The sequence below is a fragment of the Tidjanibacter massiliensis genome (assembly GCF_900104605.1).
Taxonomy (GTDB): domain Bacteria; phylum Bacteroidota; class Bacteroidia; order Bacteroidales; family Rikenellaceae; genus Tidjanibacter; species Tidjanibacter inops.
The window spans coordinates 118665-131937 of the sequence record NZ_LT629959.1 but is presented as its reverse complement, the minus strand read 5'-3'; the positions used below and the strand labels follow the sequence as shown (position 1 = coordinate 131937).

Annotated in this window: 8 protein-coding genes; all 8 read right to left on the bottom strand. The window is 56.9% G+C overall.

Annotated elements, in window-relative coordinates:
• Positions 1-106: 106 nt before the first annotated feature.
• The 8 genes from BQ5361_RS00545 to BQ5361_RS00510 all read right to left on the bottom strand — a co-directional run bounded on the left by BQ5361_RS00545 (position 107) and on the right by BQ5361_RS00510 (position 13190).
• Positions 107-2167, bottom strand: a complete 2061-nt coding sequence (locus tag BQ5361_RS00545; RefSeq protein ID WP_035474053.1) for a SurA N-terminal domain-containing protein — start codon at positions 2165-2167, stop codon at positions 107-109.
• Positions 2168-2399: 232 nt separating this feature from the next.
• Complete coding sequence (locus tag BQ5361_RS00540; protein WP_022063192.1) at positions 2400-3656, bottom strand: hemolysin family protein; 1257 nt, start codon at positions 3654-3656, stop codon at positions 2400-2402.
• Complete coding sequence (lptC, locus tag BQ5361_RS00535) at positions 3657-4466, bottom strand: LPS export ABC transporter periplasmic protein LptC (RefSeq protein WP_074021952.1); 810 nt, start codon at positions 4464-4466, stop codon at positions 3657-3659. It lies immediately after the preceding gene.
• 55 nt (positions 4467-4521) lie between these two features.
• Complete coding sequence (locus BQ5361_RS00530; RefSeq protein ID WP_022063190.1) at positions 4522-5868, bottom strand: hypothetical protein; 1347 nt, start codon at positions 5866-5868, stop codon at positions 4522-4524.
• Positions 5869-5898: 30 nt separating this feature from the next.
• Positions 5899-7212 (bottom strand): BamG family beta-barrel-assembly machinery protein, encoded by a 1314-nt coding sequence (locus BQ5361_RS00525; protein WP_071424851.1) that lies wholly within the window; start codon positions 7210-7212, stop codon positions 5899-5901.
• The gene (locus tag BQ5361_RS00520) at positions 7187-7954 is read right to left on the bottom strand and encodes a type III pantothenate kinase (protein ID WP_257527135.1); all 768 of its coding nucleotides are present in this window, start codon (positions 7952-7954) and stop codon (positions 7187-7189) included. Before BQ5361_RS00520 ends, BQ5361_RS00525 begins: the two co-directional genes overlap by 26 nt.
• 58 nt (positions 7955-8012) lie before the next feature.
• Entirely contained in the window at positions 8013-11393 is a 3381-nt protein-coding gene (mfd, locus tag BQ5361_RS00515) for a transcription-repair coupling factor (RefSeq protein ID WP_052131114.1), read from the bottom strand.
• Between the two features lie 249 nt (positions 11394-11642).
• A complete protein-coding gene (locus BQ5361_RS00510; RefSeq protein WP_035474057.1) occupies positions 11643-13190 on the bottom strand; it encodes an Rne/Rng family ribonuclease in 1548 nt (515 codons plus the stop codon).
• Positions 13191-13273 lie beyond the last annotated feature (83 nt).

Below are 13273 nucleotides of genomic sequence, written 5' to 3'. Positions count from 1 at the left end.
CTAAACTCCTTTCCCTATTAAACCGAAGGCCGCCCCGTTAGCGGGCGGCCTTGCAATGATTAACCTGTCTCGTTATCGTGTCATGCTATCCTGTAAAGCCTGTCCCTCAGAAGAAGCGCACCCGCATATCGGTCACATCGCTCTCTTCCGTCAACGCCTGCATCGTACGTTCGCCGACATAATTCAGCGCATTGGTATTGAGACGTACCCGTTCGCTCTCGTCGGTTGCCTCGCCGGAGGTCTGCACATCGGTCACGACGAACCGATATACGCCGCTTACCCCCTCTACCGGCAGCGAAAGTTCTCCGGCCGGAACCGCCGAAACCGCTCCGATAAGCTGCGGCTCAACCCCCACCTCGGGAATATAGAATGCGCTCCATTTGACACCGCTCACGGACTCGACCTCCACATCCGCCGCCCGTGCAGCCTCTTCGAGCGTACCGCCTGCCATCTCTTTCTCTATGATACGGGCCTTCTCCCTGTTGAGAAGCGTCTTGGTTATCTGAGCGGACACCTGTGCGAGCGGAGCATATCCCTCTTCCTTCACATCCACGAGAGCCGCTACATAATAGTCGCCGTCTATGTCCATAATCTGCGAGATATCGCCCGCCTTTCCGTTGAAAGCCCAGCGTACTATCTCCTTCGAGTTCTCCAGCCCGCTGATGGTACGGTCCGTATTGCGGATGCGCACCGTTCTTTTCGAGAGTGCGGCATCGTTCACGGCCTGGTTGAAGCCCTCCATCGTACCGCCCGCCGCGGTAACGAAACCGCTGGCTTTCTGGTATGCGGTCTGGATAGTCGCGGCACTCGGGTCCACCTTATATGTCACGGTAGCTATCTGGGCCTTCCGCACCGGACGGCTCTTGTAGGTGAGCTGTACCACCTGCAGTCCGGCAGGGCTCTCCACGACGTACACGTCCCCTACGTTGGCCGCAAGGGCGGCATCGGTAAACTCGGCGGGTACCTGTGCGGGCGTGAACCTGCCGAGGTCGCCCGAATTCTGGAACACCGACCTGTCGAACGAATTGTCAAGGGCCAGAGCAGCGAAATCGGCCCCGGAACGGATGGCGGCAACGAGGCTGTCGGCCAGTTTCTCCTGCCCTTTCTGAAGCAGGATATGTTTGGCTCCGAGGGTGTCGGGCATCATGCGTACATCGGCTACCCGCGAAACCGTATATTCGTCGCCGTTCAGGGTGGGACCGCTCATCGTCTCGCCGCCGTTTCCGAAAGCGAGCGCAGCCAACTCGGCAGAGAGTTCGTCCTCTCCGTAATAATTGGCATCGGGCTTGGTCTGGGAATTGAGCGTAGCGTACTGCATCGGGGCGTCGCTGCCCGCGAACTCCGCGGCAATGTCGTCCACCATGCGTTTCGCCTCCGCATAATCCTCATCGGAAGGCATCACGTCGAACACCACATACTCTATATTGCGCGAAGCACCCTGTTTGAAAGCCTCCTTGTGGTCGTCATAATACTTTTTGATATCGGTCTGGGTAACGTTCACCAACGAATCGGGTACGGTATAGTAATCCTTGCCGATGACGTCGGCCGCATAGGTATGGTTGGAAACCCTCACTCCGTGAGCCACCTCCAGCGCGTTGGCATAGAAACCGCCCTCGACCAGAGCAAGGTACTTGCTCATTACCCGTTCCTGCTGCATCTGATTGCGCAGAAAAGCCCAGATGGCATACGAACCATCGCTTCCGGTCACGCTGCTCATGAAGGATTTCATGAACTGCGGGTCGAACAGCCCCGTCGAAGGATTGACAAAGGTAGAGGTTACGACCGGCGACAGATAAACACCGTCGAGCATGTCCAACTGTTCCGCCTCCGAAACCGTCATCCCCATCCTGTCGAATCCAGGTTTGAGCGAATTATCCATGATAAGCTGCTCCCATGCGAGGTTATAGACCATCTCCTGCTCCTGAGCGGAGAAAGCGTCGCGGCCCCACATCATCTTGTATATGGAACCCATGTAATCGGCCTCGTTCAGGAAATCGACATAACCGATGTTCTTGCCGTTGATTTCGCCCACACGCATCTTGCGGGAATTCATCAGGCTGCTGCCGGAGGTGAATACGTCGCCGATAAGGAATGCGAGAAGCGCCACGAAAATCACGATGGTCACTATCACGCCTCCTTTGGTTCTTAAAGTGTTAAGACTTGCCATACTCTATGTTGTTTATTCAATTATCCTTCGCTGCGTCCGGAAACGTACCGGAGCCGTTTCGCCCCGTCGTCCCGCGCCCTCCTCCGTTCCGGAAGTCCCGTACCGGACCCGCGGCACACATATCCAGACTAAAACGGCTTCAAAGATAATAATTTTCCCCGTACAACACCCTGTCCGAAAACGAAATTTTCCGGACAGCGGCCCAAAAGGGCGCCGCAGGCAGGGCACCGCCCTACAAAAGCCTGACCTTCACGAGTTCGATACGGGAAGAGGAAGATTTGAGTATCCGAATCAATTTGTTGCCGATGCTGACCTCCGCTCCGGTCGGAGGAATCCCGTTCTCATTGGAAATGATATACCCCGCAAGCGTTTCGTACTCGTCGGACTCCTCTATTCCGAGGCCGTATTTCTCATTGAGATATTTTACCTCCAGACGACTGGAAAAGACATATTCGTTCTCGGCCACCTGTCTCTCCACCATGTCGGACGTATCGTGTTCGTCGTCTATTTCGCCGAATATCTCCTCAAGCACATCCTCCAAAGAGATGATGCCCGCCGTTCCTCCGAACTCGTCGATAACGACCGCCACCGATATCTTGTTCTTGGTGAACTCTTCGAGCAGCCGCTCCGCAGGCATGGTCTCCGGCACGTAACGAACGCCTATCATAATATCCCGGATACTGGCGGGATTCCGGAAAAGACTCTTGATATTCACATAACCGACTATGTTGTCTATCGAACCGTCCCATACGAAGATACGGGAATATTGACTCTCGATGAACCGGCCGTATATCTCGCCGATGGAACTCTCCACATCGACCGCTTCCACATCCACGCGCGGCACCATGCAGTCCCGGACAAGGATATCCGAAAAATCGAGGGCATTTTGAAAGATTCTGATTTCGTTCTCCTGTTCCGACTGCGTCTCGGTATTCTCCTCCAGCAGATTCTCCAGGTCCACCTTTTCGAAACTTTTGATGCCGTCGCTGTCCTTGACTCGGATACCGAACAGGCGCAGCAGACCGAACGACAGCCAGGTAGCGAACTTCGCAATCGGATAGAGCACGATATAAAAGAAATAGAGCGGCACGGAGAAAGCCCTGAGGTAGGCATTGGGCCGCAACTTGACGATAGCCTTCGGAGTGAACTCCCCGACGAAGATGATGATGACGGTGGATATCAGCGATTCGAGCAGTACCGACCAGGTTCCCGTACCGAGCCGCAGCCCCCACATATCGGCCAGTGCATGAATGATAACCGTCATGTTGAGCGAATAGAGCACCAACACGATGTTGTTCCCCACCAGCATGGTGGTGATATACTGACCGGGGTTGTTGATGAACACGTCGGCTATCCTGCCGAACAGACCGTCCTGTTTGCGGTCTATCTCGAGTTTGAGCTTGTTGGAACTGGTGAACGCTATCTCCATGCCGGAGAAGAACGCCGACAACAGCAACGAGACCACCGCTATGACAATTACCGAGCCCATTTACTCCGCACGTTCGTCCTCCTCCCCGGATTCGGGCCGGAAGACATTCTCCGTACCGGGGTCGCCCTCTTCGAGAGCGGGTACCGGACGCAGTGTTCCTCCTCCCTGGGTCGGATTCCACCCCGGAGACAACACCTGCCGCCGGCTCGGAACATAACCGTTCCCGCCGCTCCTGCCGCCGGAGGGAACCGTCTGTTCTCCGGCAGAGGCGTCCGACGGGCCGCCTGCCGCACCGTCATACTCTTCATTGGGGGCAGTCTCCACGGCTATCGTCCCCTCATAATCACGGAACATCCATGATTTCAAGTCCTTGTCCGACTCGAAACCCTCCCCGTAATGCTCTCCGTCCTTATCGACGACCTTCACCCGTACATTCGAATAGACCCTGTCGGTCTTGGCATCCCAGAACAACTGCTCCGTATAGAGCGTATTGCCGGAACCCGAAGCGACCACATGCCCGCTCGCCATCCACAGGTCGCGCTTCTCGTAATTGATGGCCTCGTCGGCACGGAGCGTAGACTCGACCACCTCCGTGGAATCCTGAAAGGTCTGCACGAAAACCCCATCGGGATATTTCGTATAGGGTTCGGCCGCCAGGCCGTACTGCTGCATCAGCGGCGTGGTAAAATGGTAGGACTTCAGACCGTTTTTGCTCACGGTCATGCTGAGGTCCTCACTCTGCATGGTAATCAGGGTTTCCGGATTGACATTTCCGCGCGCCTTCTCCTTTTTGCACGACAATGACAAGAGAGCACTTCCCGCAATGAGAAATACCGTCCCACACCTTGCAAACGTACTCCAAAAGCCCATAATCAATTATGCGGCGTCCCGTAATACGGGACGCCGCAATTCGTTTTCACCCTTTTTACTCAACCATCTTGACCGTGGTACGTCCCGTAATCCAACCGCACTTCACGTCGTATGCCGCCCCCGCAGTCGTCAGGCCGCGGAAGAAGAGCTCGTCGTTCGACGGGAACGAACGGCGGAACATACTCATGGTCTGGTCTATCTGCTGCTGCTCCGGCGAACCGTTCTCGAACAGCGAACGGGCGGAAGCGAGTATGTCGTAAGCCAGCCAATAAACGGTCTGACGGTCGAATCCCTCACAGGCGGTCGCACCTTCAGCATACGCCTGTGCGAGCATGATGGCAGCATAACCGTTCGACGGGTCGAGCTGACGGGCCTGACTGGCATAATTGGCAGCCACGGAAGCATTCTTGAGCACCAATTCGGTCGCCGCTATCTCCACCGCGAGCGTCGCTTTGTTCAGCGGGTCGGTCTCCTTGTCGAAAGCGGCTTTCAGGAAGCTCACCGCCTTTGCGTTGTCCCCCACCTTCACGAAGGCCGAAGCAACGAGTTTGGCAGTCGCAGCCGTCGGGTCGGCATTATAGTACATTTCGCCCACTTCGGTCAGGAATGCCGTATGGCACTCGCTGCGCATAAGCAGCGTAAAGGCTTTGCCCAACGTGGTAACGTCTGTCGGATTGGCCTCTACACGGGCCTTGAAAATCTGTTCGATGTTGTCGCAGCCGGCGGCATCGCTCGATACGAAGAGCGTATCGAACGTCTCCTTGGCGCTGTCGGCCTCCGGAGCGGTCACCTTGTCCAGCAGGGAAGCGAGCCACTCGTACTGCTCCAGATAATAATCCGTCTCGACCAGGTCGTTCTTGTAGTCCGTGGTCAGTTCATTGAAATAGATATTGATGAAGTCCACGTCCGGGTCGTCGGCATTGGCCTCTATCGCCTCCACGAAGACCTCGCGCACGCCGTCGCGGTCCATCGGCATGAAACTGAGATAATCCTTTGCCTTCTGAACGAGTATGTAGGGACGGCCGTACTTGGCGTTGTCGCCGAAATACTGGATGCGCATGTCGTACAGCGTCAGCAGCGAATCGACATACACCTGACGCTGCTTCACATCCATGCTGCGCTGTATCTTATTCTTATAGATATTGATGGCATACACATAGATATTCTGTGCGCCGCGGGGAGAATTCTCAAGCAGTTCGGGCAGATAGGAGAGTGCCTTGTCGTAATTCTGGACATTGTAGGCATCCCGGTAATAGTTGAAGGTCTTGGCGTTTTCGAAGCGCTGCTCCTGCGTCGCATCCTCGCCCCATTCCGGTCCAAGCTGCACGTTCTGGGCAAAAGCCTGACTGCCGCCCAGCACTGCGGCGGCAACGATAAATAGCTTTAATTTCAACGAATTCATAATGTTCCCGTTTTTTTATTTAAATCCGATTTAGTCGTATTTGTACTTCACGAACCAATAGTCGTCGCCGAACAGGCTGAGCCCTACCGAGACCTTGAAATAGTTCTCCCGCACCAGGCCTGCCACCGCGCGTCCGCGCGTACCGAACTCGAACCCTACATTGACATTGTTCACGCCGCGGGTACCCAACGGAATTCCGACGCCGAACGTCACCGCCGCCTCGTCTATGTTGTGCCCCCCGATAACCATATAATATTGGTCATACCGTGCCCCCAGCCGGTACGACCACCTGTTCATCACCTTGCGCACGTCGCCGGGATTGGGGATGAACTGTATTCCGGCCGCCACGGTGTGGGTATTGCGATAACGCACCCCGAACTTGTCGTCGGCGCCGTTCACGCTCCAACTGCCGTAACTGTAATCGAGGCCTGCGCTGAATTTCGGCGCCTGATAATAGAGACCTCCCTGGAAGATATCCGGAAGACGGAAATCGGAACGGTACTGCCTGTCCACCACCTTGTCGTAACCGACCGCCGAAAAATAGGGACCGTGCATCACGACCTCCGAAACCCGGCTGTTGAGTCTCCCGCCCATGCTGTACGAAATACCCAGGTTGAGCGTCCGGTTGTTCTTTTTCCACAACCGGGCCTGCAGGCCGAAATCGGCAAAGACCCGGCTCACGTGTTCCTGATTGTCGGAACTCATGCCCAGATAATATCCGCTGCCCGTAACGGGCACGACGGTCTGCTGGAAATTCCGGGTGATATTACCCTGATAATATATCATTTCCGCTCCGAGGGAGAGCCAGTCGGTAACGGCATAGCCCAAACCCGCCCGGTAACTGTTGATACCGCCGGAACCCGAATAAAGGTAGTGGACGTACCCTATCTCCTCCCAGACATCGGAACCCTCTTCCGACTGGGTGATACGGTACCCCACACTGCTGAACGGCGAGATGCCCACCGTGAAACCGAGGCCCTCGGCAATGGGAAGCTGCAAAGCTATTTCGCTTACATTAAATGTATTGTAACTGCTCTTCGTATCCTGCGACCGCAGATAATAGTTCTGTCCGTAAAGACCGACCTGAAAGAGCGCCGTCTGCCTGTTGATAGCGCTGTACGAAGCGGGGTTGAGGGAGTTTATCGCTATCGGCGACCTGAATCCGAGTCCTACGCCGCCCATGGCACGCGAAAACGAAGGGCCCTGCGCCATGATGTCGCCTATGCCGTAATAGGAATACGGTGAGAAAGTATTGATGCTGCTGCTCTGCGCGGATACCGCCAACGGCAGGCACGACAACAGGAACGACAATACAGCTTTATAGACTCTGTTTTCTATCCGCATTATAATCCAAGATGGTATTCAGACCGGCAAGAACCAGTTCGTGGTTCGCAAATATCGTATTTTTAAATCTTTTTTCAAAGAGAGGGGCATCTCCCCCCGTAAAAATAGTAGTCAATCCGGCAAATTCCCCGGCATAACGCTCCATTCTTCCCCTTATCTCCAGTTCGATACCTCCCGCCACGCCCGACACCATGGCCCCGACCGTGGAAGAGGGTACTTCCCGCTCCTCATAACCGACACATGCTTCGGCCTCCAGCAGCGGCAGCCGGTCCGTATAGTCGGCGAGCGACCTGAACCGCATACCCAGCCCCGGCGATATGCTGCCGCCGAGGTAACGCCCTTCCGCCGTTACGATGTCGCAGGTAATGGCCGACCCGAAATCCACTATCATCAGGTTGCGCCCCGGCAACATCCCCACTCCGCCGACAGCCGCAGCAAGTCTGTCGCAGCCCAGCGTATGCGGCGTACCGTATCCGTTTTCCAAAGGGACGGGAACGGTATTGGCGAACTTCAGAAAATAACCGCTCCGGCAGCGCAGCATCTCTTCCGGCTCCGGATTTTCGTCGCGGGTGGAAGAGAGGATGGCGCGGTCGAATCCGGCGTACCTGCTGAAGATTTCGTCAAACCTCCCGATTTCACGGCACCCGAAAGTCCACCGTTCCACTATCTCTCCCCCGCTGAAAACAGCCACCTTCATGCGACTGTTGCCTATATCAACAATCAGGTTCATACTCTCACGCATGCGAACGTTTTTGTGCCTCCCGCCCCTGCAGGAGTTCTTTCCGCACGAAGCGCGCCCTTCAGCCGACGTTTTTCCCGGAGGTATCCCCTTCGGCCAACGCCCCGGCGTGCATCCGGTCGAGTATCTCCCAGGCCTGGCCCATGCCTTTTACCTCTCTAACTGTCAACATCAGCCTATTATTGTTCTGTTTCAGCACAAATTTCGCATTATTTTTCGACACGTATTTCAGTATTCCCATGAACAGCGCACTCTTATAATACGGAGATGCGCTGTCGGAGATGAAGCGCAGCAGCATGAGCCCGTTCTTCACCTTCACCCACTCGAAGCCGAGAGCGACGGCTCGCCAACGCAACCGGACCACATCCATCAGGCTGCGGGCGGCATCGGGCAACGCACCGAAACGGTCGGTGAGCCGCTCCTCGAAACGGCGCATCTGCTGCTCGTCGTTCATACTGTCCAGTTCGCGGTACAGGCGCAGCTTTTCGGCACTCTGGCCGATGTAGTCGTCCGGGAGCAAAGCCTCTATGTCGGTCTCTATCTGCGCATCGGTGAGGTACTGTACCGTTCTTTCTCGCTCCCGACCGCCCTCCAGCAATCCGCCGGCTTCCGCAACGCCTTCGGCCCGAAGCTCGGCGACCGCTTCGGCCAATATCTTCTGATAGGTTTCGAACCCCATATCGGCGATAAAACCGCTCTGTTCGGCTCCGAGCAGATTGCCTGCTCCGCGTATATCGAGGTCCTGCATGGCGATGTTGAATCCGGCCCCGAGGTCCGAAAACTCCTCCACGGCCCGTATCCTGCGCCGGGCATCGGAAGTAAGCAGCTCGTCGGGAGGAGTCAGGAGATAGCAGTACCCCTTCTTGTCGGAACGCCCCACGCGGCCGCGCAGTTGGTGCAAATCGCTGAGGCCGAAATTCTGGGCGTCGTTGATGATGATGGTATTGGCGTTGGGAATATCGACGCCGTTCTCTATGATGGTCGTGGCCACCAGCACGTCGAACTCGCCGTAAATGAAGTCCATGACGAGTTTTTCGAGCTGCTGCGCGGGCATCTGTCCGTGGCCGGTCACCACCCTCGCTTTGGGACAAAGACGGCGGATGAGGTCGGCAATCTGCTCGATATTGTCCACCCGGTTGTGGACGAAGAAGACCTGTCCGTGGCGTGCCAGCTCCGCCTCGACCGCTTCGCGGATAATCTCCTCGTCGAAAAGGTGCGACTCCGTGACGATAGGCCGGCGGTTGGGCGGTGGGGTGGCGATTACGGAGAGGTCGCGTGCACCCATCAGCGAAAACTGCAGCGTCCGCGGAATGGGCGTCGCCGTGAGCGTCAGCGTATCCACATGTACGCTCATCTGGCGCAACTTCTCCTTGCTCGACACGCCGAACTTCTGCTCCTCGTCGATGATGAGCAGTCCGAGGTCGTGGAACCGGATATCCTTGCCGAGTATCTTGTGCGTCCCGATAAGGATGTCTATCTTGCCTGCCGCCAGCTCCTCGCGTATCTGTTTCACTTCCCTGGCGCTCTTCACGCGGCTCAGGTTCTCCACCCGCACAGGCAGACCCCGCAGCCGCTCCGAAAAGGTACGGTAGTGCTGCAGGGACAGAATGGTCGTGGGTACCAGAACGGCCACCTGCTTGGAATCGGCCACCGCCTTGAAGGCAGCCCGGACGGCCACCTCCGTCTTGCCGAACCCCACGTCGCCGCACACGAGCCTGTCCATCGGCTGTGCCTGCTCCATGTCGTGCTTCACGAGCTCGACGGCCTGCTGCTGGTCGGGAGTCTCCTCGTAAGGGAACGACGCCTCCAGCTCATGCTGCAGATAACCGTCGGGCGAAAAGGCAAAACCGCCGCTCTCCTTGCGCTCGGCATACAGCTTGATGAGTTCGCGGGCAATATCCTTGACGGCGCTCTTCGTGGCGTTCTTCATGCGCTGCCACGCTCCCGAACCGAGCTTATAGACGCGCGGCGGCGTATCGCTGTCCTTATCCTTGTAGCGCGAAATGCGGTGCAGCGCATGGACATTGACCAGCAGCACATCGCCGTCCCGGTATTCGAGCTTCACGGCCTCGTGCACCTTGCCGTTCTCCACCGTCCGCACCAGACCGCCGAAACGCCCCACGCCGTGGTCGATATGCACCACGTAGTCGCCCGGCTTCAACTCGTTCAGCTCCGCCACGGTGAGCGCCTGACTGCGGTCTATCTCACCCCGAAGCGAATAACGCTGATAGCGTTCGAACAACTGGTGGTCGGTATAGAGACAAAGCCGGAGCCCGTTGTCCACGAAACCTTCGTGCAGGGTGACGGGAAGTGCCGCGAACTTCACCCTCGGGAATCCTTCCGATGCGAAGATGTTCCCCAAGCGCTCTATCTGCGCCTTGTTATCGGAAAGGATGCAGACTTTGTAACCCGCTTCGCTTCGGTCATGTATATCTTTGGCAAGCAGCTCATAACGTTTATTGAAAGCGGGCTGCGGCAGGGTATCGAAAACGACCGTACGGGAGGCGGACAGCTCCTTCGGGCCGTCCCCCCGCAGCAGCAGCGTCCTGTCCTCCAGCGCCGACGACAACTGCCGGGCACTCGTCACACGTGCATCCACCCGTTCGGGCGCATCGGCCTCGGCCAGCATCTTTTTACGGATGTCGTCCACCCGGCGCAGCGTATGGCTCAGGTCGTCGGCCCACCACACGGCTTCGCCGGCAAACTCCGGAAGCGACACGCTGTGGCCGGCGCTTACGCTCCCCTTCATGTCCGGCACTATCTCCACCTGTTCGAGCTTCTCCGTGGAGAGCTGCGAAGCGATGTCGAAACGGCGGATAGACTCCACCTCGTCGCCGAAAAAGTCGATACGGCAGGGCCTGTTCTCGGCAAACGAAAAGATATCGATGATACCGCCGCGCAGGGAGTACTGCCCCGGTTCATAGACGAAATCCACCTTCGTGAAGCCATACTCCTCCAGCACATCGGCCAGGAAACTCATCTCCATCCGCTCGCCGCAACCGACCGTCACCGTCCGCCGGCCGAGCTCTCCCGCATCGGCCACCTTCTCGGCCAAAGCCTCCGGATAGGTACAGACAACCAGATGCCTTTTCCCTTCGAAACCGCGGAGGGCATTCAGCGCCGCCGTGCGCTGGACGACACCCGACGCATCCTCCTGCCCGAACTGTACGGAACGCTTGTAACCGGTCGGAAAGAACATCACCCCCTCTTCGCCCAGCAGGGAGTAGAAGTCGTTCATCAGGTAGGCTGCCGCATCCCTATCCCCGCAGACGAAGATGTGCACGCCACCCCGCCGCTCCACGACCGCAGCGGCATACAGCGCATAGGCAGAACCCGACACGCCTTTCAGTACCGCCACCTCTCCGGACGCCGCCGCAGCGGCCAGTTCCTTTCCGGCCGGAGAGGCCGCCGCGCGCTCCAATATCTCCTTCATCGTTTCCATACACGCAATCTCAATACCGATTCTCCACCGGAAGCGGGTTGCCCGGGACAGACACGCCCGCCAACCCCTGCCGTCCGCAAATACATCAGCCTGTCGGTCCGAAACGGTTCCGCCTCTCTGCCAGGCCCCTATCCGACACGGGCCGGTACCCCAACGGTACCGGCTGCTGCAACCGGGAACGGAAACCCGGCCACACTCCCCGTTCATAACGGTTCCGGCAGCCGGGTTTCATCCGATAGTGCTCCGATGCTATAACAATACCCTGTCCTTCCGGTCCAGGAATTTATATTCCACGATGCCCAGCGACTGGTCGATGCCTATCTTCAGCCGGAAACCGTATTTGCTCATCCAACGGCGCCTGACGCTCGGAAAACCGCTCTTCAGGTAAGCCGCCACATAAGGGCTCACGAGCAGCCGGAGCTGTTTTATCTTTTTCTCTCCCGCATAATACGAAATCATATTCTCCAGCTCGCGCTCGATGCTGACCGTCGAGGTCACCTTGCCCGTACCGCCGCACATGGGGCAGACCTCTTCCAGATGCTCGATGGCCTCGGGCCGTACCCGCTGGCGGGTTATCTGCATCAATCCGAACTTGGAGAGCGGCAGCACCGTATGTTTCGCCTTGTCGCCGGCCATGAACTCCTGCATGGTCTTATAGAGTTTCTGACGGTTCTCCGCCTTGTGCAGGTCGATGAAATCGATGATGATGAGACCTCCCATGTCGCGCAGCCGGAGCTGGCGGGCTATCTCTTCGGCCGCCATGAGATTCACGTCCATTGCGGTGCTCTCCTGGTCGTCGGCCACCTTGGCACGGTTGCCGCTGTTCACGTCTATGACGTTCATCGCCTCCGTATGCTCGATGATGAGATACGCCCCACGCTTGAGCGAAACGTATTTGGAAAAGAGCGACTTTATCTGGCGCGAAATATCGTAATGGTCGAAAACGGGAATCTTGCCCTTGTACAGCTTCACTATCTTCTCCTGTTCCGGCGCGATGACCTTGATATACTCCCTCACTTCGTCGTACATCTCCTTGTCATCCACTACGATGGCACTGAACGAACCGTTCAGCGAATCGCGCAGGATGGTATTGGCCCGATTCATCTCGCCGAGCAGCAGCGACGGAGGTTCGAGCGTCTTGATATTCCGAAGCACCTCCTCCCATTTATCGATAAGGGAAGTTATATCCTGACCTATATCCGTTTCGTTCTTGCCCTGCGCGGCGGTACGTATTATCACACCGTAATTCTTGGGCAGTATCGACAGGGCTATCTTCTTGAGCCGCTTGCGCTCTTCCGCCGAGCGAATCTTCTGGGAGATGGAAATCTTGTTCGAGAAAGGAATGAGCACCACGTTCCTCCCTGCAAGGGAGATGTCCGACGTAAGCCGGGGTCCTTTCGTGGAGATGGCTTCTTTGGCTATCTGCACCACGATGGACTGTCCCGTGGCGAGCAGGTTGGCTATCTTGCCGGTCTTGCCGATGGGTTGTTCGAGTTTGAACGTGTCGAACTGCACGTTTTTCTTCTTCGCTCCGGTGAGCTGTCCCACGAGCTTTTGCAGGGAGGCGAACTGCGGACCGAGGTCGAGATAGTGTATGAAAGCGTCCTTTTCGTGACCTATGTTCACGAATGCCGCATTCAGACCAGGCATTATTTTGCGAACCCGACCCAGATAGATATCGCCTACCGCGAATCCGGTCTTTACACTCTCCTTACCAAGCTCGACCAGCCGTTTGTCCTCCGCGAGGGCTATGGTTATCTCACTTTTGGATACATTGATAATCAGTTCCCTGTTCATCTGTTACTTCATTATGGGAAACCGCAAACCGGAAAGCCGCATGCGCCGGACCCGCAGGTCTCCTGCGCATGCCTTTCCGCCAA